The sequence below is a fragment of the Microbacterium sp. Y355 genome, from assembly GCF_059445345.1.
The window spans coordinates 1,925,423-1,946,714 of sequence record NZ_JCAIUD010000001.1; the positions used below are offsets into that span (position 1 = coordinate 1,925,423).

Below are 21,292 nucleotides of genomic sequence, written 5' to 3' on the forward strand. Positions count from 1 at the left end.
CCAGGTCAGTCGCTCAGGCGGGTGCGTCGTCGGGGTTGAGGGTCTTCAGCATGTCCTCTTCGACCGCATTGTCAGCGTCGAGCTGTTCCTCGGTCGTCTCGTCGCCACCCAGCGGCGCAGACTCCTGTTTCGACCTCGCGGATTTTTCGGGGCGAATTTCCTCAGGGAGCTCGGGTCGGCGTTCGTCCATATTCGGGACGCTACGCCGGATCCGGCTGATGCGCCATAGGTTTGTGCGAGGTCACGCCGCGGGAATGGTCCGCTCGTTCTTGACCAGCGCCCCGGCCGTGATGAACGCGAGCGCCGCGACGAAGTGCGCGACCGTCCACACCCAACCGCTGAAGCCGAACGGAAAGATCGGATTCCAGATCACCGCGACGACGACGAAGACGATGCTCCACCACCACTGCCCTGCCGTGAACGCGAACCACGCGACGATGACCGCGAGGATCGCGACGAGGTAGAGGATCACCGTCGCGACGGTTCCCTCGGGGAACAGGGGCGAGAGGAAAAGTGCAATCGCCGCGAGCAGGCCGGGTGCGAGGGCGTTGCGCTGCGTCTGCGGGGCGGAGGAAGTCATGTCTTCCATCTTCCCGCACTTCCAGTTTACCGGCGAGGTGGGGGCTTGTGGCAAGGCCCCCTAGAGGGCGCATACTGGTCGATCGTGCGGTCTGAGTAGCCCGGCCGCACGATCGAACGGAGCACCGTGATTCAGCACACCACCAGCGCTTTCCACCTCTCAGAGCAGCTCGTCGCCAAGGCCACACCCACCTTGATCGCCGCAGACGATGAGCACTTCACCGCGATCGCAGAGACCCTCCGCCGCAGCCTTGCCGAGGCCTCCGCTCGTCTTGACCGCGCGCTCACCACACCCCCTGGGGTCGGCGGCGCTGCCGTCGAGCGCGACCTCGAGATCCATCGACTGAACGCCCGACTCACGATGTTGCGCCGGTATGGCATCGACATGTGCCTCGGCCGCATGGTCACAGGCCGCGGTGAGCATATTTATATCGGCAGGCTCGGGCTCACCGGTGAAGACGGGCGTCAGCTGCTCGTCGACTGGCGCGCGCCGGCGGCTGAACCTTTTTTCGGCGCGACACACGCCGAGCCGATGGGGCTGATCAGCCGTCGTCGCTACCGCTGGGCGAGCGGACGCATCAGCGACTACTGGGACGAGGCATTCACTGCCGAGGCGCTGGCGGATGGCGGCGCGCTCGATGATCAGTCGAGCTTCATCGCCAGCCTCGGAAGCTCCCGCTCCCCTCGCATGCGAGATGTGCTGGCGACGATTCAAGCCGATCAGGATGCGATCATTCGCGCAGGGTCCGAAGGAACACTGGTCGTGGACGGCGGGCCAGGAACGGGAAAGACGGTCGTCGCGCTGCACCGTGCCGCTTACCTGCTGTACTCCGACAGCCGCATCTCACGCGGCAGCGGTGGCGGAGTGCTGGTCGTCGGCCCTCACCAGCCCTACCTCGCCTACGTCGACGACGTGTTGCCGAGTCTCGGCGAAGACCGTGTGCAGACCTGCACGCTGCGCGACCTCGTGCCTGAAGGATCGGCTGCTCCCCGGGAAGCCGATCCGACCGTCGCCCGGTTGAAGGCATCCGGGCGGCTCATCGATGCGGTGGAGTCGGCCGTGCGTCTCTACGAGCGCCCGCCCGAGCGAGGCACGGTGGTCGAGACGCCATGGATCGACCTGCGCGTGCGAGCGGGCGACTGGGAGGAGGCGTTCGATGCCGAGCCCGGCGCTGCGCACAACGACGCCCGCGACGAGGTGTGGAACGCGCTGCTGGAGATCGTGCTCGACCGCTTCGAGGAGCAGATCCCTCGTGCGCAGCTGCGTCGAGTGCTCGCTCAGGACGAAGCGCTCACCCAGACCTTCAACCGTGCATGGCCGCTGCTCGACCCGCTCGGGCTCGTCTCGGCGCTCTGGAGCAATCCCGGATTCCTGCGCAGGTGCGCACCATGGTTGACCGAGAACGAAGTGCGGATGCTGCAGCGCGAGGATGCCGGAGCGTGGACGGCATCCGACCTGCCCCTTCTTGATGCGGCCAGGCACCTGGTGGGCGACCCGAACGCCTCACGCTCCCGCCGCGAGCGCGAGCGGGCGAAGGCTGAGGAGCGGGAGTACCGGGCGAGCGTCGCCGACTATCTCGTGGAGGCGTCCGACGACGATATGGGGCTCATGTCGATGCTGCGCGGAGAGGACGTGCAGAACAGTCTCGATGATGACGATGCGTTGCCGAGGATGAGTCGCGACCTGCTCGCGGGCCCATTCGCGCACATCATCGTCGACGAAGCGCAGGAGCTGACGGATGCCGAATGGCGGATGCTGTTGAGTCGCTGTCCTTCGCGTAGCTTCACGATCGTCGGCGATCGCGCCCAAGCAAGACATGGGTTCACCGAGTCATGGCAGCAGCGGCTCGAGCACGCGGGGCTCAAGGACGTGCACATCGCCGCACTCACCGTGAACTACCGCACGCCGGAGGAGATCATGTCCGAAGCCGAACCGGTGATTCGCGCAGTCCTACCCGATGCGAACGTACCGACTTCGGTGCGTACGAGCGGCATCCCGGTGCGGTACGCGCGTCCGCGCGAACGCGACGCGATCATCGAATCGTGGCTCGCCGCGAACGCTGATGGCACCGCCTGCGTCATCGGGGATTCGAGCTTCGCGGGGAAGGATCGTGTTCGGTCACTGACGCCGGAGCTGTCGAAGGGGCTGGAATTCGACCTGGTCGTGCTCGTCGAACCCGAGGCGTTCGGCGATGGCATCGAGGGCGCAGTGGACCGCTACGTGGCGATGACCCGCTCGACGCGCGAGCTGGTGATGCTGAACTGAATTAGTTCGCCGCAGTGTCAGCTGTGCGCATCCCCGAGCACTCTGTCCAGATGCGCATTGCGGAACTTGCCATCCGGGTCGACGCGCGCCGCGAGTGCTGCGAAATCAGGTAGCCGCCTGAATGCCGCTGCCTGATCGAATCCACGACTGTAGACCTTGCCCCAGTGCGCGCGCGGTGTGAACGGTGCGAGCGCTGCTTCGATGTCAGGGAGGAGCGCGGCGACCTCGGCCGGGCGCTGATGCCAGGTGAAATGGATGGCGACGCGCGGGCCACCCTCTCCTCCGCTGAGCCAGAGGTCGTCGCCAGCGAACGTGCGGAACTCGCTGACGTGCAGCAGCGGGTCGATACGGTCTCCGAGCGGGCGGATGGCACGCAGCGCGTCAACCGCCTGAGCCCGCGGCACGAAGAACTCAGACTGGATCTCGTTGCCTCCGGCGCTGGGTGCGCGGTCGAAACGGAAGTGGGCGAGCCTGCTCGACCACGCTCCACTGGTGCCGAGCGGAGTCATGTTGTCGTCAGGTGCGTCGCCATCGATGACGGCATGGACATCGGCCGTGACGCGTTCGCCCCCGAAACGGTTCGCCGCAGCATCCGCCCCATCGCTCCGGTTCTTGAACCACAGTGTCGACAGGGTCGGGGCGCTCCAGCGACCCAATCCGCTGACGCTGTAGGCACCGCTCATGATCTCGTCGAATTCGTTGAGGAACGTGTCCCAGGCGACTCCGGTGTATACCTGCTGCGTGATGTCGTAGGTCGGCTCGATCGCGAGAATCATCCGGGTGATGACGCCCAGCGCGCCGAGCGCGACGATGCTGCCGTCGAAGTCAGGATCGCCTGCGCGCACCCAACTCAGTTCGCCATCGGCGCCGATGCGCTCAATGCCACGCACGGCAGTGGAGAGCACGCCGTTGCCGTCGCCGGAGCCGTGCGTCGCCGTGGCTGTGGCGCCCGCCACCGAAATGTGTGGCAGCGAGCCGAGGTTGTGCAACGCCCAGCCGCGCTCCTGCAAGAAAGCGGCGACGCCGCCGTAAGGAGCGGAACCGGGGACAGTGACAGTGCGCGAGACCTCGTCCAGCTCGAACGGCAGGGAAATTTCGCTCAGCGAAATGAGCTGCGCGGCATCCGCGATGTCGTTGAAGGAATGGCGGGTACCGAGCGCTCTGATCTTCGACGCTGTCGCGATCAGCTGCTGTGCCTCGGGAAGGTCTGCCGGACGCAGGACGTCCGCGGGGGTGAAGACGACATTGCCTGCCCAGTTGTTCAGTGCCATTCGTCCATCATGGCGTAGCGTATGTCTATGGGGATGATGTATTACGGCGGGGCCGCTGACCCGATCCACATCGAAGATCGTGCGCTCGCGCATCTCAAGGTGGTGATCGCAACGAAGCTCCGCCGGAATGAGAGCTTCACTCTCTCCTGGAAGCATCCGGAGGGCGATGCGCCCGGTCGTTCGACGATCTGGCTGCACCCCTCCATTCCGCTGCGTTTCGTGTTCGATTCGGCTGAGCCTCCCGAACTCATGTCCGCGTGGATAACGGCGATGGCGAACTCAGCCAATACCAGCGGCGGAATCACGATAGTCACCGAAGATATGCTCTGCACTCCCCAGGGGAAACCGCCGCGCCGCACCTGAGTTGGCACAGGGGCGAAATGTGGTCAACCCCCTCGGCATCCGCCATCTGAGCGCGTATCGTCAACGCAACGTGAGATCACAGCGGCTCCAATGGAAGGGCAGATAATCATGACTGACCCGCAGGGATATCAACCGACGACAACGCACGCGGAATGGGGTGCTGGCGATCCGCATCTGCGCATCACGCGTAACGACGACCGCTTAGTGTTCCACCTCACGATGGACACCGTGCGCATCGGCGCTGCTGACGGCAACGAGCTTCAGTTAACGGAGACCGATCCGGTGCACGCGACGATCGTCCACGACGAGCGCGACGAATACGTTCTCACTTTGCACGGTGCAGGCGAGATGAACGCCAGCCCGCACGCCGCAGAAACCGGACCTGGCGAGCAGACAGAGATTCTTCGCACTGGAGCACACTTCACAGCCGGACCATGGACGCTCGTTTTCGGACGAGAAGAATTCGCTGACCACGGACGACCGTTCGGCGGCCGAGAAGGTGGCGAGTTGGATGATCAGGCCCCGCAGCCGGCACGGCCAGATTACCGTCAGGGTGAGGACGACGTTCCTGACGAAGAGTTCGAGGTGAAGGACGGTTGATCGCCGCTCATTCCGACTCCCACGCCGAAATGTTGTGCGGGGCGCCGACTGGCTTCGATTCAGCGCTGCCACGCTGTCGCAGATAGATCGCGAACGCGACCATCGTGCCAACGGCGAGGAACTCCGACTGCCAGTTCTGCAGAGTTCGGTCCCAGAAATCGGCGCTGACGACGTAGTCGATCCAACCGATCGGCGGCTGGTCGTGCCACGCGTTCTCCTTATTGGCAACGATCACCCCGCTCAGCGATTGAGCGAACCACGACAGCAGGAAAATCGCTCCCATCACCAGCAGCAGCGAGTTTCCGTAGATCATCGTGCGCCAGCCGCCTGCCTTCGCCCAGCGTGGGGATCCGGCATCGGCGTGAGCGCCGACATGCTGGTCCTCGTCGCTGCCCGCACCCTCGTCACCAGGCTTCTTCGACTCTGGTGATCCGCGTTGCACGAACCAGACGGTTGCCGCGATGAACAAGAAGAACTGCAGGAACTCGGATTGCCAGTTCTCTGCGACATCCACCAGGAAATCGCTCGAGGTGACGAATGTCCAAAAGTCCAGTGTCACCTGACCGTGCTGCGTCAACTCTTCGTTGTTGCGCGCGTACCCGGCCAGCGACTGCCCGACCAGCGCGAGCACGAAGAGCACCAGAAAGAACAGGCTGAGTCCGTTGTCGCGCAATGCTCGACGCATGATCAGCGCCCTCCCAGCGCTGTGGCGATCATGTATGCCAGACCGCCGGCGATGATCACCGTCCAGATCCAGAAGGCGCTACGCATCCCGATGGTGTCGCGGGCAGGTTTCGACATGACCCCTCCAATTTTCGATACCGCCAGCCTCTGGCTTCATGAACAAGAAAACCAGGGGATTGACGTGCGCGTGCGTCGGTGTCAACCCCCTGTGAGCGTTCGAGGCGGAACCTTATCGTTCAGTCACAGACAAAATCAATAGGAGAGGAAAAAACCCATGACGCTCACACGCGAAATCATGACGCCTTCGCCGCGATGCATCGGTGAAAACGACTCCCTCAGCATCGCCGCAGCTCTGATGGCCGAGTTGGATATCGGCGCCCTACCCATCTGCGGCGAAGACCGAAAGCTGAAGGGGATGCTCACCGATCGCGACATCGTGGTCAAAGCGGTAGCGGAAGGCCTCGATCCGGAAACCACACCCTCGCGCGCGCTGGCTGGTGGCAAACCGGTGACCGTCGAGGCGTCTGACGATGTGACCGTCGCGCTGGCGCGGATGCAAAAGCACCAGGTGCGGCGTCTTCCGGTGATCGAGGATCACCTTCTCGTTGGAATCGTCAGCCAGGCTGATGTGGCGCGGGCACTGGCGCCGGAAGTGACCGGGGTCACGGTTGAGAGCATCTCGCAGAGATCAAACTAGAAGAGAGAACATCGTGATACCCCAGCAACCCGGAAACGACATCGACCGTCTCAGCCAGTTGGCTCGCACACGCGAGCTTCGCATCGCGGTGGTCGAATCGCTCACCTCTGGTGCGCTCGCTCAGGCTGTAGGCGCCGGCAAGGATGCCAGTGATTGGTTCGCCGGCGGCATCGTCGCCTACATGACCGATGTCAAGCAGCATCTACTGGGGGTCACAGCAGACGTCGATCCCTGTTCCGCGGATTGTGCGGCACAACTGGCCCGCGGCGGCCTGGATCTGTTCGCGGCCGACCTCTGCATCTCGACCACCGGCGTCGGCGGACCGGATCCAGAAGACGGCCATGGTGCAGGAACGGTATATCTGGGCTGGGCGATGGATCACGTCAGCGGACATCTCCACCTGCAGTTGGTGGGCGATCCCACCCAAGTGCTCGCCGGCGCAGTGGATGCAGCCGTCCACTTGCTCGTGGCCCGTTCCGAAGACTTCCATCGGCAGGAGCATGTCGGCGCATCCGCCGCATCTTGAGCTACTTCCGCGTTGAACTATCGCCGCGTTGAACTACTGCCGCGGCAGCACCGTCAGCACGCGCTGGATGTGTTCGCGATACTCAGCCATGTACGCGCGAAGGAAGTCTTCCGTGTCAGGCTTCGTAATCGTCCCGTCGTCCTGGAAAACCTCTTTTGTGAAGTGGATGTACGCCTCGGGAGCAGTCATCTGACGGGCGTTGCAGAACGCGAGCACGGCACGCAGGCTCTGTTGCGCGACGGCCGTGCCGATGACGCCGATGGATGCTCCGATCACGGCCGCCGGCATGTGATCGAAGGAGTTCTGACCCCACGGGCGTGAGGCCCAATCGATCGCGTTCTTCAGCGCACCGGGGATCGACCGGTTGTACTCGGGTGTGACGAACAGCACCGCATCGCTGGCCGCGATCGCGTCCTTGAGCGCGCGAGCCTCGGCCGGGTAGTCCGCGTCGTGGTCGGGGCTGTACAGGGGCAAATCACCGATCGGGATCTCGGTGAACTCAAGATCATCCGGCGCCACACTGATCAGCGCCTTCGACAGCACGCGGTTGATCGAGGTGGACGACAGGCTTCCGACGAAGTACCCGACCTTGTACGACATGACTGCTCCTCACGTTGGCTGACGTGACCAGTGTGCGCCGCGGATGCTGCCAGCGGAAGGCCCTCCTAGATCACAACCCATACCGGCAGCTCGACGCGCGAAGCGTGCGGTCCCGCGTGCGAGATCTCCTGATCGGCGATCCCGGCGGAGACGGCAGTGAACCCTGGTTCCGCTGATCCGGGGTTGCGGGCGTATCTCGGGTGCGCTCCTGAGCTCACCTGCACGCCGATGCGATGTCCGGCGGCGTACCTATGGAACACCGGCCACAGCGGCACCTCGACCTCGCGATAGTCGTCTGCATCAGGGGCGGGATCGGTGGCGGCGCTTCCGGCGCTGCCGATGCGCCGGATGCCGTCGCTCACCGTCAGCGCCTGCCCGTCGGGGGCGATGTCGGTGATGCGCACGAATACGTCGTATGAGGGCTGAGAGGAGCGGAAGCGGATACGTGCGACCGGCGTGCCGGCAAGCGTCACGGCCGACCCTAGTGCGTCGCCACTGAACACCACGACATCGCTCCGCTCTTCGTGCGCACGGTTGTCCTTGGGCAGCGTGTCCGGCGTGAGGCTCGGCCCGCCCACCGCGGGTGTGGGAGCATCCGGGTCGTATTGATAGCGGGTGGTACCGCCTGCCGCGGCATCCGTCGACAGCTTTCCGCCGTCGTGCAGGTGCCACGTCTGCGCGGCGGATCCCACCGGTGGCCAGTTCTGCAGATCATGCCATTCATCCGCGCCGGTGAGATAGGCGCGCACGGGAGTCGTGCGCGCCGAGCGCGCTCCCGCGAACGTATCCTTCAGAAACGCCACGGTGTCATCGTGCATCGGCGCTCCCATTCCCGCGCTGGTGTGGCCCCACGGCCCGACGGTCAACACCGGCGGATTACCGGCCTCGACGAGCTGCGCGTAATTGCGCAGCTGCCAGGGCAGGAAGATGTCGTACCAGCCGGTGACCATGAGCACCGGAGCAGTGACGTCGGCGACGGATGCCGTGTGCGACTGCTGCGTCCAGTATTCGTCAGTGAGCTTCTCGTGCCGCACCCAATCCTGATACCAGTCCACCTGTTCCCCGGTGGCGACAACATCGCCGTCCCCCAGCGGAAGGGTGGCGAACCCCTTCTCCAGCTTGCGATCGGGGAGCAACATTGCCAGCATGCCGATTCCGCCCTTACGCATGCGGCGCATCATGCGCGTCCACCCCAGCGCATTGCGCAGTGAGAATGCGTTGTTGTCCCAGGTGATGGCACCGAAGTCGGGCATCGTGACCTGGAGCACCAGCGCCTCAGGTGCGGTCTCCGGTTCGTCGCGTTGCAGTTTTCCGGCTACGGCCCACTGGGTGTACCCGAGGTAGCTCTGGCCGAATGTCGCCAGACGCCCGGTGAACCACGGCTGCTGGCGCACCCAGCGGTGAGTGGCAATCCCGTCGCGCTGTTCGTCCACCTGTGGGTGGAACTTCCCCTCGGATCCCGAGGTGCCCCGACAGCTCTGCACGAGCACCGTGCATCCCTCATAGGCCAGGCGTCGTGCGCTGCCAGCCATCAATCCGCGTCGCCCGTACGGACTGCGCATCACGATTGTGGGCATTGATGCGTCGGCGCCTTTCGGCACAATCAGATCGGCGAGCAACTCGACGCCGTCATCCATCGGGACACGAACGTCCTTGCGGATATCGATTTCATGTGGGCCGAGAGCTATGTCTTTGACAGCTCTGGCATCCATGGCACGGGTGATCTTCTGACGCAGGGTCATTCCGCCTCCTTGCGGTCGGGTTCCTCAGCCTCAGGGTAACGGCGAAGGCCCCCGCTCCCGTGCCGTGCGTCAGAGCTCGACGGGCGGAGCAGGCTCCGACTCAGCCACCTCGGGGTGGCGTGCAAGGTTCACGATCGCGGCGATCAGTCCACCCCAGACCGTGATCATGGCGATGATCATGAAGACGATGGCTGTGGCGGTCATGCGTCCGTTCCCTTCGCGTGAGCCGTCGTCGACGGCACCCTGATCGTGTCGGTCTCCGGATCGGGGTCGTATTTTTCTACGTCGAGGAACTCGTCGTAGTCCGGGTCGTCCTTCGCGTGCGAGCGTGCGCGCCACGGCACGAGCGAAAGCAGGATGCCTCCGATGACCAGCGAGATCACCATGCCCCAGCCGAAGATCGAGAGGAACCAGATCGGGTAGCCCTCGTAGGGGTTCGAGATCTTTGCGATCAGTTCGCTGATGAACAGGTAGCCCAGCACGATCGGGCCGAGGATGCCGATCAGTAGACGCCAGATGCGTCCGACGCGGAAACTGGAGCGACGGTTCAGGTGCTCTTGCAGTGCGGGCAGTTTGTGCAACAACCACGCCACGACGATGACAGCCACGAGAGCGACCGCCATGATGCCGAAGGCGTTGACGAAGGCATCCGCCGTGTCGAGCACTGCCAGCGCGGTCGTCGTCGAGAACAGTGCCATCGATATGACCGCGAGCGGAATCGCCACGGTGAGGGTGGTGCGGATGCGTCCCCAGCCGAGCTTGTCCTGAAGGGCTGCGACGATCACTTCGAGGATGGAGATGAGCGAGGTGATGCCGGCAAAGACCAGCGCCCCGAAGAACAGCACGCCGATGATCGAACCGCCGGCGGCCTGCGAGACGATCGTCGGGAATGCGATGAACGCGAGCCCGATGCCGGAAGACGCGACTCCTGCCACATCTGTGCCCTGCGCCTGAGCCATGAACCCGAGGGCTGCGAACACCCCGATGCCGGCAAGGATCTCGAACCCAGAGTTGGCGAATGCGACGACCAGACCCGAGCCGGTGAGGTCGGTCTTGCGCTTGAGGTACGAGGAGTACGTCACCATGATGCCGAACGCGACAGACAGCGAGAAGAAGATGTGCCCGTAGGCGGAGGCCCACACGGCCGGGTTGGCCAGCGCCTCCCAGTTCGGAGTGAAGAAGGCGTTGAGGCCCTCCATAGCGCCGGGGAGGAACAGCGACTGGACGACGAGGATCGCGAACATCACGGTGAGCAGCGGCATGAGGATCATGTTCGCCCGCCCGATTCCGCGCTTGACACCGAGCGCCATGATCACGATGACGACCAGCCAGACGATGATCAGCGGGATGCCTACCTGAGGCACGAAGTCGGTAGAGACTCCGACCTCTGCGACATCTGCCATCTGCAGGAAGTCGGTGAAGAAGAAGTCGTTTTCGTTGCCAGGACCCCAGGTGAGCTGTGCCGAGAACCAGGTGTACATCGCTGCCCAGGCGATGATGACGGCGTAGTAGACCGAGATGACGACGCAGATCAGCACCTGCCACCACCCGAGCGGTTCGGCAGCACGGTGCATGCGCCGGAAGGCCAGCGGCGCCGAGCCGCGGAACCGGTGGCCGATCGCGTAGTCGAAGAACAGCAGCGGAATGCCTGCGGTCAACAGCGCGCACAGGTATGGGATCAGGAACGCCCCACCGCCGCCCTCGTACGCGACGTACGGAAAGCGCCAGATGTTTCCGAGGCCGACGGCAGAGCCGATGGCCGAGAGGATGAAGACGTTGCGCGAGCCGAAGGCCTCGCGTTTTTGGGTCTGCGTCGATGCGGTCGCCATGCTGGTGACATTACCCGAGACGGGAAGTTCTGTCAGGAACCAATTCGCCCCGATACTGGACGAATGCAGGCAGTCATGTTCGATGCGATCGGTGCGACACCACGCGTCGTCGAAGTCCCCGCTCCCGAGTGCCCGCCGAACGGCGTAGTGATCCGGGTCGGCGCGACGGGGGTGTGCCGTTCCGATTGGCACGCCTGGCGCGGGCACGACCCTGTGTCGTTGCCACATATCCCTGGCCACGAGTTCGCGGGCACCATCGCCGAAATCGGGCGCCAGGTAAAGAACTGGCACGTCGGAGACCGCGTCACTGCGCCGTTCGTCAACGGCTGCGGCGACTGCGACACTTGTCGACGCGGTGACGCACACGTATGCCCGAACCAGACACAGCCTGGCTTCACGCACGCGGGCTCATTCGCCGAGTACGTCGTCGTGCACGCCGCCGATCTGAACCTGGTCGCGCTGCCGGCGGCGCTCGACTTCACAACGGCGGCCGCGCTTGGGTGCCGATTTGCTACCGCGTTCCGGGCCGTGACCGTTCACGCGCAGGTCGGCCCCGGCGATGAGGTCGCCGTGTTCGGATGCGGCGGCGTCGGCCTTTCTGCGATCACAATCGCCGTCGCACTTGGTGCCCGCGTCACCGCGATCGACGTGTCGGAAGCCGCACTCGATCAGGCGCGGCGACTCGGAGCCGCTGAGGTGGTGCAGGTCGCCGCAGAGCAGGCCGCCGATCCCGTCGCTGATGTCGTGCGTGCGACCGGCGGCGGCGCGCACGCGACCATCGATGCGCTGGGTTCTCCTGCTACGGCGAACGCGGCGGTTCGAAGTCTCCGGCGACGCGGACGGCATGTGCAGGTGGGGCTCATGCTCGGTGCTGCCGCGAACGCCGCGCTCCCCTGGGACCGAGTGATCGCCTGGGAACTGTCGGTCATGGGTTCACACGGGATGCCGGCATCCGACTACCCGGCGATGATGTCAATGATCGAAGACGGTCGCCTGAACCCGGATGCGTTGATTGGCAGTCTCACTGATCTGCACGGCGCCGCAGAGGCGCTCATGGCGATGGACTCGGCTGCGTTGACGCCGGGGATCGTGGTTGCTCGTCCATAGCGACGATGACGTCGCCGGTTATCCAGACTCCTGGCTTTGCGCCACGTGCGCGTTTTGGTGCCGACGCCTTCGGGACGTTCTTCTCTGGATCATCATCGAAATGTCCAGGCCGGGCGTCCAGATCGCCCATGGCTCAACCGTGTGGACCACGCGTAGGGTCGCATCCGCACCATCACTAAACCCCGCTTGCAAAGGAGCATTCACCATGTCGCAACGTCACCGCCGTGGCACCCGCGTATCGGCCACCGCGGCCGGCACTCTCGCGGCCGCACTCGCCCTCACCGCCTGCGGCGCTGGGGCCAGCAGCGGCACCGCTGAAGGTCCGGTCGAACTCACATTCCAGTCCTGGGTTCCGAACATCGACCGCGCCGTCGATGCGTTCAATGAAGCGCACGACGATATTCACGTCACCCTCGAGACCATCACAGCTGGCCCCGACGGCGGCTACGCGAAGATGTTCTCGGCCGTGCAGGCGGGCAATCCCGCTGATGTCGCGCAGGTCGGTTACGACGCGATCCCCGAGTTCCTTGTCAACGGTGCGGTCGAAGACATCACCGACTACGTCAGCGACTCCGCAGACCTCTTCACCGACTGGCAGTGGCAGACGGGCGTCTTCGACGACCGCGTGTACTCGATCCCCCAGGCATCAGGACCGCTCGGTCAGTTCTATCGCCAAGATATCTTCGATGAGCTCGGTCTCGAGGCTCCATCCACATGGGATGAGTACTACGAGGCCGCGAAGGTAATCCGCGCATCTGATCCCAACCGCTACATCGCGGCGTTCGCGTTCAACCAGGCCCCGTGGTTGATCGGTCTCTCGCAGCAGGGCGGCGGCAAGTGGTTCAGCCCCGAAGGCGATGCCTGGGGTATCGCGATCGATGACGAGGCGACATTGAAAGTAGCCGACTACTGGCAGAAGCTCATCGACGAGGATCTCGTCAAGATTGAGGCCGATATGTCCAGCGAGTGGAACGCAGATATCCAGAACGGCAACGTCGTCACCTGGATCTCTGGCTCCTGGGCCGATGCGATCGTCCGCGGCACTGCGCCCGACACTGCTGGTTCTTGGGCAGTGTCCACCGTTCCGCAGTGGAACGCCGGCGAGAATGTCTCTGCAACCTGGGCCGGCGGCTCCGCGAACGTCGTATTGAAGGGCTCAAAGCACCCAGAAGCCGCTGCCGAATTCGCGCTATGGCTGAACAGCGACCCCGAGAGCGTCAGCACCCTCACCAGCATCGGCGCCGGCTGGCCGGCAATCACCGACCTCGCCGCCGTCGACAGCTTGAAGGACGATCCTGAGGTCTTCGCCTTCTACGGTGGCCAGAACATCTGGGAGGTCTTTGCTACCTCCGATGCGTCGGTGGACTCGGATTGGGTCTGGCCGCCGCTGTCTCAGACGCTTTTCGCCAGCCTGACCGACAACGTCAAGTCCAGCGTCGAACAGGGCACTCCGCTTTCGGACGCTTTCGTACAGACGCAGAAGGACTTCGTCGCCGCAATGAAGGACAAGGGCATCTCCGTCGCCGATTGACGACATCGGGGTGGGTCGAACCTCCGACTCACCCCGATCCGACCTGCGGATCCTCCGAGGCATCCGCTCAGCAACACCGAGGAGTTAACGTGTCGGCCATAGCCGCCCCAGCCACCCAACAAACACGCCGGCGGCGTCCACCCGCAGCTCTGTGGATCCTGCTTCTGCCATTCATGATCATGTTCGTGGCGTTCTTCATCGCTCCGATCGTGTACGCGATCGTCGAGAGTCTCTTCGCCCAGAAGTCGAGCGGTCTCGGTCTGACCGCGCCAACTCGCGAATTCGTCTTCCTCGACAACTACATCAGCGCACTGTCGACCCCGTCATTCCTTGCGAGCCTCGGCCGCCTGGTTGCTTTCTCGGCGATCGAAGTCCCCCTCATGGTGGTCACAGCACTCGCGCTTGCCCTACTCCTCGGTGCAGGCGCTGCGCGCTTTCCTCGGATCTTCCGCGTCACGTACTTCATGCCGTACGGGGTTCCTGGGGTGATCGCTGCGCTCCTGTGGGGGTTCCTCTATGTGCCTGCAACCAGCCCGGTACTGCAGGTGCTGTCAAACTTCGGCATCGACGTGAACCCGCTCTCGAGCGATGCGGTGCTGTTCGCGATCGCGAACATCGCGCTCTGGGGTTTCGCGGGCTACAACATGCTCATCCTGATCGCCGCGCTCGATGCCATTCCATCCGAACTCTACGAGGCTGCCCGCCTGGACGGCGCAAGCGAATGGCACATGATCTGGCACATCAAGCTCCCCCTCATCCGGCCCTCCGTCGTGCTCATCACGCTGTTCACGATCATCGGCACGTTGCAGTTGTTCGTCGAACCGCTCGTCCTGCGACCACTCACCACTGCGATCAGCTCTGACTTCACTCCGAACCTCGCCGCATACAACCAGGCCTTCTCACAGGGGAACCCCAACCTCGCCGCGGCGATGGCCGTCATCGTGGCGCTCCTCGCCTTCGCTTTCTCGGCCCTGTTCATCCGTATCGTGAACCGGAAGGGGAACCGCGCATGGTAACCACCGAATCGCACTCCCGCCGCCGATCGCTGCCTCGTCCAGGCGGTACGGCAGGCGCAATCCTCGTGAACGCCGCGCTTGTGGTCGCCGCAATCTACTTTCTGCTGCCCATCGTCTGGGTGCTGATCGCGGCGACAAAATCACCGAGCCAGCTCTACTCGACGTTTGGGCTATGGTTCTCCGATACGCCCCAGGCCTGGCAGAACCTCGTCAACCTGTTTACGCAGGATGGCGGCGCTTTCTCTATCTGGATCCTCAACAGTGTCCTCTACTCGGGCGGCGGCGCCCTCGTCGCGACGGTCATTGCAACCGCCGCGGGGTATGCCTTTGCGAAATACGCGTTCCGGGGCAAGGAGGCACTGTTCTGGACGATCCTCGGTGGAGTACTGGTTCCAGCCACTGTCATCGCCCTGCCGCTGTACTTCCTGTTGAACTCCGTCCAGCTCACAGGGTCATATTGGAGCGTGCTGCTTCCCAGCATGGTGAGCCCGTTCGGCGTTTATCTCGCCCGCATCCACGCGAGCGGCTCCGTCCCCGACGAGATCATCGAGGCAGCCCGCATCGACGGCGCCGGCGATCTGCGCATCTTCGGTGCCATCGCAACGCGAATGATGACTCCGGCGATCGTCACGATTTTCCTGTTCCAGTTCGTGACAATCTGGAACAACTACCTGCTTCCACTGGTAATGCTGAGTGACACGAAGCGCTTCCCCATCACGCTTGGCCTCACCCTTTGGAACTCGCAGATCCAGCGTGACCCCGCATTCACGTCCCTGGTCGTCACGGGGTCAGCTGTCTCGGTGATCCTGCTGATCGTATTGATGGTCTCGCTGCAGCGTTTCTGGAAGGCCGATCTCACGGCAGGAGCCACCAAGGGCTGAGCCGTATGCCCCGATTACACGATGAGTCCGAGCGACTAGCCCTTGCTGTGCAGGCGGTAGTCACTCGGACTCATCCCGTGCACCCGGCTGAACTGACGCGAGAAGTAGAACGGATCTTCATAGCCGACCTGGCGCGCGATCTCAGACACATGCATTGATGTGGTGTCGAGATAGCGTCGAGCACGCGCCATCTTGAGCCCCGTGTGGTACGCAAGAACTCCCCCACCGGTGGCACCCCGAAAAAGGGCACCGAGGTGCGAGGCGGAGACGCCGATGAGGCGGGCGAGTTCAGAGACGCGAATACTGCCATCGGCGCGCTCTTCGAGGTAACGCATAGCTCGCTCGAGCGGTTCTCCCTGCTCAGGGAGCCTGCGATCCACCGCGAACTGGGTCATCAGTCGCCAAGCGATACCAGCGGTCGCGAGCAGGCGAGCAGGCGACTGATCGCGTTCAAGCGAGGAAACTATCTCATCCATCAGCGCCGTCACTCGCTCGAGCGCACGCAGAGATACCACGGGATGGCCACGATCAACGCCGATCGCTGCCCAGTGGTCCGCCACATCACTGCCGAGCAGATGGCACCACCAGATCGTCCATGGCTGGCCCTCATCTGATCCGTAGGAATGCGGAGTCCGCCGCGGGATCAGCACGCTCGTGCCCGGTCCCACCCGATGCCGCCCCTGACCGACGTCAACCCAGCCGCTACCTTCGGTGCATACGATCACGATCGCTTCTTCGGCACCTTCTTGCCTGACACGCAGATGCCCCGCCGCTTCTGGGAACCACCCAGCATCGGTCACCACGAGCCGTCGAGTCACCGGCTGCGCGAGGGCCTCCGCGATCGCGGGACGCGGCACAACGCACAACCGCTGCCGGTCGAACCCATCACGACGCTCCATGCCGCCAATTCTGGCAGAGATAGTAGAAACGTCCATGTCAATCCGATGATCTCCTATGTCTCGACGCGCAGGCCGACAGTAATTTTGACTACATGAATACCTCGCACCAGCCGATCGTGCTACCTGATGCGCCGGAGGCCGAGCGCGCCCGTCTCGAAGCGGGTGGAGTCGCCTGCTGGGAAGAGTCGATCACCATCGACACGTACGATGCGGCCGAGCCCGACCAGTACCCCGCCTTCCTCGATCGCCGGGTCTATCAGGGATCAAGCGGAAAGATCTACCCGATGCCGTTCACCGACCGAATCGAGTCGGAGCGGCGGCCACGCACATGGCGCGCGATCCACATCGAGAACCGTTGGGTACGTCTCGTGCTCCTGCCGGAGCTCGGCGGCCGGATCCACATCGGATACGACAAGACACGCGACTACGACTTCTTCTACCGCAACAACGTCATCAAGCCCGCACTCGTAGGCGTCGCCGGCCCCTGGATATCCGGTGGCGTCGAGTTCAACTGGCCTCAGCATCACCGCCCGGCGACCCACCTTCCGGTGGAGACACACATCGTTCGCCATGATGATGGCGCGGTCACCGTGTGGCACAGCGACCTCGACCAATTGCAACGCATGCGTGCCAGTCACGGGATCGGACTGCGCGGCGATTCGACAGTCATCGAACTAGAAGCCCGTCTCGTGAACCGCACCGATGTGCCCCAGACGTTCCTCTGGTGGGCGAACGTCGCCGCACGCTCGCACGATAAGTACCAGTCGTTCTTCCCCACCGATGTCGGCTATGTGGCCGACCACGCGCGTCGCGCGATCACTGCGTTTCCGGCTGCCGACCGCCCCTACTACGGCGTAGATTATCCAGCCCTGGAATCCGCTGAGACCGGCGCCGACCGCATTGATTTCTACGGCAATGTGCGTGTCCCGACTTCGTACATGATCACCGACACCGTCGACGACTTCTTCGGCGGCTACGATCATGAGGCGCAAGCCGGATTCGTGCACTGGGCCGACCGAGCGATCGCACCGGGCAAGAAAATGTGGACGTGGGGCAATGGTCCGGTTGGACATGCCTGGGACCGCCATCTCACAGATGGTGATGGCCCGTACGTCGAGCTTATGGCCGGAGTCTTCACAGACAACCAGCCCGACTTCACCTGGCTGCGCCCCGGCGAGACTCGGACGTTCAGCCAGTATTGGTATCCGATCCAGGACATCGGCCCCGCCGTGCAGGCAACGCTCGATGCAGCCGTCGGGCTCGAGGTCGATGGGTCTCTGGTACGACTCGGCATCGCCACGACCCGCGAACACAAAGAGCTGCGCATCGAGTTGCGGCGCAACGACACGACGATCACGAGCTGGTCGGCGCCGTGTGGCCCTGGCGCACCCTTCACCGCGGAGTTCGAGCTCGAAGAACCGGCCACCCGAGACGATCTGGATGTTGTCGTGTATTCCGACGCGTCCATCGCGCGCGACCTCGTTCGATGGAGTGCGCACCACTCCCCTGCCGTGGAGCCATGGGTTGCTGAGGAGCCGGCTGATCCGAACGACATCGAGTCCAACGATGAACTTGTCGTGACGGGACGCCACCTCGTGCAGTATCGGCACCCGAGCCGAGCTGCCGAGCCCTATTTCCGCGAGGCCGTTCGTCGCGACCCGGGTGATGCCCGGGCCCACGAGGGGATCGCTCGGTTGGCGTTTGCTCGAGGCGATTTTCCACAGGCACTCGAACACCTCGACCTGGCGCTCGCCCGCGAGACGCGACGCAACCTTAACCCCGAACACGGTGACATCAGTTTCCTGCGCGCGCTCGTGCTTGAGCGTCTCGGCCGTTTCCACGAAGCTGCCGACGCATTCGGTAAGACCATGTGGGATGGCGGCCTCGCGCTGCCAGCGCTGCTGGGTCGTTCCCGGCTGGCGCTTCGCGCGGGTGACGCGCGCCGTGCGCTGGAGTTCGCAAATATGGCGGCGAAGCTGGATTCCTCAAGCAGCCAGGCCCTCGCGGCCCAGGTGACGGCGCTGCGGGCGCTCGATCGCGCTCCCGAAGCCGACCGACTCCTTGCGCCGGCTCGGGCTGCCGATCCGCTGGATCCGCTGCTCGCTGCACTCGATGATGCGCTGGATCCGATCGATCCCCGCACGCTGCTCACCATGGCCCATGAAATGCATCGTCTCGGCGAGCGCGAACGTGGCATCGCTCTGGCAAAACGCGCCATGCTGGCAAGACCTGGTCGCTTCGGCAACCCCGCGCCGATGGCTGCGTACGCGCTGGCGGTCTTCCTCGACCAAGCGGGCGATCACGAGCGGGCCATGGCTGCGCGTTCTGCCGCTCGAGAAGCAGATCCTCTCCTCGCCTTCCCCGCCGGATTGGATGACCTCGCGATGCTTCAACTCGCGCTCGACGCCGACCCCGGCGATCCCCGTGCGAACGGGATGCTCGGTTGCTGGCTGCTCGATGCGGGGCGTACGGCAGAAGCTCTTCGCGCCCTCGATGCCGCGATCTCGGCCGGCGCAGACGACCCGGTGGTGTGGCGAAATGCGGCAGTCGCGGTCGTCAACACCGGTGGCGACCTTGAGCTCGCCGACGAGCGATACGCGGGAGCGCTGAAGCTGAGTGGCGCGTCCGACGCCCGGCTCGTGTACGAGCGTGATCAGCTGTCCGCATTGCGCGGAATCAATGCCGCGGCGCGGCTGTCAGCGATCGAGCAGGCTGGGCCTTCGGTGCTGATCCGCGATGACTTAGCCGTCGTGTATGCCGATCTCCTGGTCAGTTTGGGGCGCGCCCGCGAGGCCCTATCGCTGCTCGGCGAACGCAGCTTCCAGCCCTTTGAGGGAGGAGAGGGCAAGGTGCTTGCGGTCTTCGATCGTGCGACGACCGCAGTAGCGCGCGAAATGATCGATACCGACCCAGGCTCGGCTCGCGAGCTGCTGAAAGCGGGCATCGTTCCCCCCGAGCATCTCGGCGAGGGGCGCCACCCCGCAGACGTCGTCGCCGAGCGATTCGTGCTGCTCGGCGACGCAGAAGCCGCGCTTGGTGACGATGCGGCGGCTGCCGCCGCATGGCGCCGTGCCCGCGAAATTGACGGGCCGCTCGCTGCCACCGGGCACCTGGTCACAACACGCGATGTGTGGATCGGCTGGGCGCACCTGCGCCTGGGTGAGACCGACCAAGCACGGCACGTATGGGACGTTCTCGATGCGCGAGCAGACGATCTCGAAGCGGCTGCCGACCGGATCGACTACTTCGCCACCTCGATGCCGGAGCTGCTACTCTTCTCGATCGACACCGCTGAGCGGCGAGCCGCCGAGGCGCAGGAGCTCCGAGACCTCGCGGCACAGGGTCGCCACCAGATGGAGTTCACCGCATGAGCGAACGTTACCTCGGCACCTCCGTGATGCCCGCTGCGCCCGATTCCACGCTTACCGGAGCGGTTCCCGCGCACCTGCCAGAGCGCCTCGCCGTCTGTTTGTGGGACTTCTCCTGGTACACCAGGGCGGGTTCTGACGAGCCGTATGAGAACGTCGAGCAGGCGATGGCCGAAACTGCTGCGCGCGGTTACAACGCCGTGCGCATCTGCGCTGCGCCATTGCTTCTCGCCGGAGACCTGGGTCTCGACGCTCTTGCCGAAGCGCTGCCGATCGAGGGGCTGGGCGCGGCACCCGGCCACGGCTATTACGGGCAGCGGACCCGCTGGTATGACAGTCCCGGTGGGTACACGATCGATGTGCGAGCGCGTTTCTTCGCCGTGTTGGAAAGTGCCAAGAAGCACGGGATCGTTGTCATCCTCGCGAGTTGGGAGTACCAGCAGTCCACAGCATTCGCGGGTGACCCCGCCTGGTTCGAAGCAATCGACCGAGTGCCGATCGAACGTCGCTACGAGGCCCTCGCCGATGCATTCGGCCGGCTCCTCGATCAGATCCGCGCCGCGGGCCTGATCGAATCGATCGCGTTCACTGAATTGCACAACGAGGTCGACTTCTCGATCCTTCCTCCTATCGATGCGACTGATGATGGCCCAGGGATCGTGAACGGCATCGCCGCGATGGAGAGGCTCCGCTCGTGGCATGCCGATCAGCTCATCACCGTCAGCTACGGCAAGCCACCCCACCTGGCCATGCACCGTCTCACGCCGGACCTGCAGGTGGCACAGTTCCATGTCTACAGCTACGGTGTGCTTGATGCTCTGCAGCGACGCATCGATATCCGTTCCGAAGGCACCGAGGGCTTCCCGAATGCCGAGTTGCGTGCTCTGCTTCGGCCTGATGCCCCGAGCGTCGACGAGTACGGACGGCCAGCCAGCTGGAAGCTCAGGGCCACGGTCATCACCGACCAGATGATCTACGGATATGACTGGATTGACGCTGCCGCGTGGGATGCGTGGCTCGACGCGCACTATGACGCACACCACGAGGTGATGCAGCGCGAGATTGAGTCGCGCGTCATCGCCATCGCAGAATGGGCACGCTGGCGCGGCGTGCCGGCTGTGATCGGTGAGGGGTGGATCGGCTACACGCCCCGAGACGGACGTTTCGAAGAAGGGCCCGTGGGCCGGGCACTTGCCGAGCATGGGATGCGCACCGCTCGCGCGCACGGCGTCTGGGGTGTCGTCGCGTGCTCGAATGCAGCACCGCACCACCCCATGTGGGCCGATACCGAGTGGCAGCGGCGAATGAACGCGCTGTTCCTCGAGCCCTGACT

At 64.2% G+C, this 21,292-nt stretch carries 20 protein-coding genes; 11 read left to right on the forward strand and 9 right to left on the reverse strand.

The annotated features are described in order from the left end of the window. Positions 1–13: 13 nt before the first annotated feature. Together AC1C2O_RS09315 and AC1C2O_RS09320 are read right to left on the reverse strand one after the other, a co-directional pair. The gene (locus tag AC1C2O_RS09315; RefSeq protein WP_495430152.1) at positions 14–190 is read right to left on the reverse strand and encodes a hypothetical protein; all 177 of its coding nucleotides are present in this window, start codon (positions 188–190) and stop codon (positions 14–16) included. Positions 191–241: 51 nt separating this feature from the next. Continuing rightward, positions 242–580, reverse strand: coding sequence for a DUF6804 family protein (locus AC1C2O_RS09320; protein ID WP_495430153.1), 339 nt, complete (start codon positions 578–580; stop codon positions 242–244). 126 nt (positions 581–706) lie between these two features. Here AC1C2O_RS09320 and helR point away from each other — a divergent pair, with 126 nt between their 5' ends. Further along, positions 707–2,845 (forward strand): RNA polymerase recycling motor ATPase HelR, encoded by a 2,139-nt coding sequence (helR, locus tag AC1C2O_RS09325; protein ID WP_495430154.1) that lies wholly within the window; start codon positions 707–709, stop codon positions 2,843–2,845. A 17-nt stretch (positions 2,846–2,862) separates the two neighbouring features. Here the strand turns inward: helR and AC1C2O_RS09330 are convergent, their stop codons facing one another. Beyond that, a complete protein-coding gene (locus AC1C2O_RS09330) occupies positions 2,863–4,116 on the reverse strand; it encodes an FAD-binding protein (protein WP_495430155.1) in 1,254 nt (417 codons plus the stop codon). Between the two features lie 27 nt (positions 4,117–4,143). Here AC1C2O_RS09330 and AC1C2O_RS09335 point away from each other — a divergent pair, with 27 nt between their 5' ends. Both AC1C2O_RS09335 and AC1C2O_RS09340 read left to right on the forward strand, forming a co-directional pair. Continuing rightward, positions 4,144–4,479: a DUF7882 family protein gene (locus AC1C2O_RS09335; protein WP_495430156.1), complete on the forward strand. Its 336-nt coding sequence runs from the start codon at positions 4,144–4,146 to the stop codon at positions 4,477–4,479. A gap of 108 nt (positions 4,480–4,587) precedes the next feature. After that, positions 4,588–5,079 (forward strand): hypothetical protein, encoded by a 492-nt coding sequence (locus tag AC1C2O_RS09340; protein ID WP_495430157.1) that lies wholly within the window; start codon positions 4,588–4,590, stop codon positions 5,077–5,079. A 7-nt stretch (positions 5,080–5,086) separates the two neighbouring features. On the opposite strand, the gene AC1C2O_RS09345 is transcribed toward AC1C2O_RS09340, so the two are convergent. Further along, the gene (locus AC1C2O_RS09345; RefSeq protein WP_495430158.1) at positions 5,087–5,764 is read right to left on the reverse strand and encodes a DUF6766 family protein; all 678 of its coding nucleotides are present in this window, start codon (positions 5,762–5,764) and stop codon (positions 5,087–5,089) included. 273 nt (positions 5,765–6,037) lie between these two features. Between AC1C2O_RS09345 and AC1C2O_RS09350 the strand changes: the two genes are divergently transcribed. After that, a complete protein-coding gene (locus tag AC1C2O_RS09350; protein WP_495430159.1) occupies positions 6,038–6,460 on the forward strand; it encodes a CBS domain-containing protein in 423 nt (140 codons plus the stop codon). A 13-nt stretch (positions 6,461–6,473) separates the two neighbouring features. After that, positions 6,474–6,986, forward strand: a complete 513-nt coding sequence (locus AC1C2O_RS09355; protein WP_495430160.1) for a CinA family protein — start codon at positions 6,474–6,476, stop codon at positions 6,984–6,986. A 33-nt stretch (positions 6,987–7,019) separates the two neighbouring features. On the opposite strand, the gene AC1C2O_RS09360 is transcribed toward AC1C2O_RS09355, so the two are convergent. The 4 genes from AC1C2O_RS09360 to AC1C2O_RS09375 form a co-directional block, all read right to left on the reverse strand. Then, entirely contained in the window at positions 7,020–7,586 is a 567-nt protein-coding gene (locus AC1C2O_RS09360; protein WP_495430161.1) for an NADPH-dependent FMN reductase, read from the reverse strand. 65 nt (positions 7,587–7,651) lie between these two features. Then, the gene (locus AC1C2O_RS09365) at positions 7,652–9,328 is read right to left on the reverse strand and encodes a CocE/NonD family hydrolase (RefSeq protein WP_495430162.1); all 1,677 of its coding nucleotides are present in this window, start codon (positions 9,326–9,328) and stop codon (positions 7,652–7,654) included. Positions 9,329–9,397: 69 nt separating this feature from the next. Then, the gene (locus AC1C2O_RS09370; protein ID WP_495430163.1) at positions 9,398–9,532 is read right to left on the reverse strand and encodes a methionine/alanine import family NSS transporter small subunit; all 135 of its coding nucleotides are present in this window, start codon (positions 9,530–9,532) and stop codon (positions 9,398–9,400) included. Then, positions 9,529–11,157, reverse strand: coding sequence for a sodium-dependent transporter (locus AC1C2O_RS09375; RefSeq protein WP_495430164.1), 1,629 nt, complete (start codon positions 11,155–11,157; stop codon positions 9,529–9,531). Before AC1C2O_RS09375 ends, AC1C2O_RS09370 begins: the two co-directional genes overlap by 4 nt. 63 nt (positions 11,158–11,220) lie before the next feature. Here AC1C2O_RS09375 and AC1C2O_RS09380 point away from each other — a divergent pair, with 63 nt between their 5' ends. The 4 genes from AC1C2O_RS09380 (at position 11,221) to AC1C2O_RS09395 (ending at position 15,692) form a co-directional block, all read left to right on the forward strand. After that, entirely contained in the window at positions 11,221–12,264 is a 1,044-nt protein-coding gene (locus AC1C2O_RS09380) for a zinc-dependent alcohol dehydrogenase family protein (protein WP_495430165.1), read from the forward strand. A 205-nt stretch (positions 12,265–12,469) separates the two neighbouring features. Then, positions 12,470–13,795 carry an ABC transporter substrate-binding protein gene (locus AC1C2O_RS09385; protein WP_495430166.1) on the forward strand — a complete coding sequence of 442 codons (1,326 nt, stop codon included), beginning with the start codon at positions 12,470–12,472 and terminating at the stop codon, positions 13,793–13,795. Positions 13,796–13,884: 89 nt separating this feature from the next. Further along, positions 13,885–14,811, forward strand: coding sequence for a carbohydrate ABC transporter permease (locus AC1C2O_RS09390; protein WP_495430167.1), 927 nt, complete (start codon positions 13,885–13,887; stop codon positions 14,809–14,811). Then, a complete protein-coding gene (locus AC1C2O_RS09395) occupies positions 14,805–15,692 on the forward strand; it encodes a carbohydrate ABC transporter permease (RefSeq protein WP_495430168.1) in 888 nt (295 codons plus the stop codon). The genes AC1C2O_RS09390 and AC1C2O_RS09395 overlap by 7 nt, the downstream gene beginning before the upstream one ends. Before the next feature lie 35 nt (positions 15,693–15,727). Here the strand turns inward: AC1C2O_RS09395 and AC1C2O_RS09400 are convergent, their stop codons facing one another. Then, positions 15,728–16,591: a helix-turn-helix domain-containing protein gene (locus tag AC1C2O_RS09400; protein ID WP_495430169.1), complete on the reverse strand. Its 864-nt coding sequence runs from the start codon at positions 16,589–16,591 to the stop codon at positions 15,728–15,730. A gap of 92 nt (positions 16,592–16,683) precedes the next feature. On the opposite strand from AC1C2O_RS09400, the gene AC1C2O_RS09405 reads away from it, so the two are divergent. Together AC1C2O_RS09405 and AC1C2O_RS09410 are read left to right on the forward strand one after the other, a co-directional pair. Then, positions 16,684–19,962: a DUF5107 domain-containing protein gene (locus tag AC1C2O_RS09405; RefSeq protein WP_495430170.1), complete on the forward strand. Its 3,279-nt coding sequence runs from the start codon at positions 16,684–16,686 to the stop codon at positions 19,960–19,962. Further along, positions 19,959–21,290 carry a cellulase-like family protein gene (locus AC1C2O_RS09410; protein ID WP_495430171.1) on the forward strand — a complete coding sequence of 444 codons (1,332 nt, stop codon included), beginning with the start codon at positions 19,959–19,961 and terminating at the stop codon, positions 21,288–21,290. Before AC1C2O_RS09405 ends, AC1C2O_RS09410 begins: the two co-directional genes overlap by 4 nt. Positions 21,291–21,292 lie beyond the last annotated feature (2 nt).

Excerpts from the sequence above, each read along its gene's own strand:
- AC1C2O_RS09315 (WP_495430152.1), bottom strand. The coding sequence starts at position 190 with ATGGACGAACGCCGACCCGAGCTCCCTGAGGAAATTCGCCCCGAAAAA.
- AC1C2O_RS09320 (WP_495430153.1), bottom strand. The coding sequence starts at position 580 with ATGACTTCCTCCGCCCCGCAGACGCAGCGCAACGCCCTCGCACCCGGC.
- AC1C2O_RS09330 (WP_495430155.1), bottom strand. The coding sequence starts at position 4,116 with ATGGCACTGAACAACTGGGCAGGCAATGTCGTCTTCACCCCCGCGGAC.
- AC1C2O_RS09335 (WP_495430156.1), top strand. The coding sequence starts at position 4,144 with ATGGGGATGATGTATTACGGCGGGGCCGCTGACCCGATCCACATCGAA.
- AC1C2O_RS09340 (WP_495430157.1), top strand. The coding sequence starts at position 4,588 with ATGACTGACCCGCAGGGATATCAACCGACGACAACGCACGCGGAATGG.
- AC1C2O_RS09345 (WP_495430158.1), bottom strand. The coding sequence starts at position 5,764 with ATGCGTCGAGCATTGCGCGACAACGGACTCAGCCTGTTCTTTCTGGTG.
- AC1C2O_RS09350 (WP_495430159.1), top strand. The coding sequence starts at position 6,038 with ATGACGCTCACACGCGAAATCATGACGCCTTCGCCGCGATGCATCGGT.
- AC1C2O_RS09360 (WP_495430161.1), bottom strand. The coding sequence starts at position 7,586 with ATGTCGTACAAGGTCGGGTACTTCGTCGGAAGCCTGTCGTCCACCTCG.
- AC1C2O_RS09365 (WP_495430162.1), bottom strand. The coding sequence starts at position 9,328 with ATGACCCTGCGTCAGAAGATCACCCGTGCCATGGATGCCAGAGCTGTC.
- AC1C2O_RS09370 (WP_495430163.1), bottom strand. The coding sequence starts at position 9,532 with ATGACCGCCACAGCCATCGTCTTCATGATCATCGCCATGATCACGGTC.
- AC1C2O_RS09375 (WP_495430164.1), bottom strand. The coding sequence starts at position 11,157 with ATGGCGACCGCATCGACGCAGACCCAAAAACGCGAGGCCTTCGGCTCG.
- AC1C2O_RS09380 (WP_495430165.1), top strand. The coding sequence starts at position 11,221 with ATGCAGGCAGTCATGTTCGATGCGATCGGTGCGACACCACGCGTCGTC.
- AC1C2O_RS09385 (WP_495430166.1), top strand. The coding sequence starts at position 12,470 with ATGTCGCAACGTCACCGCCGTGGCACCCGCGTATCGGCCACCGCGGCC.
- AC1C2O_RS09395 (WP_495430168.1), top strand. The coding sequence starts at position 14,805 with ATGGTAACCACCGAATCGCACTCCCGCCGCCGATCGCTGCCTCGTCCA.
- AC1C2O_RS09400 (WP_495430169.1), bottom strand. The coding sequence starts at position 16,591 with ATGGAGCGTCGTGATGGGTTCGACCGGCAGCGGTTGTGCGTTGTGCCG.
- AC1C2O_RS09405 (WP_495430170.1), top strand. The coding sequence starts at position 16,684 with ATGAATACCTCGCACCAGCCGATCGTGCTACCTGATGCGCCGGAGGCC.
- AC1C2O_RS09410 (WP_495430171.1), top strand. The coding sequence starts at position 19,959 with ATGAGCGAACGTTACCTCGGCACCTCCGTGATGCCCGCTGCGCCCGAT.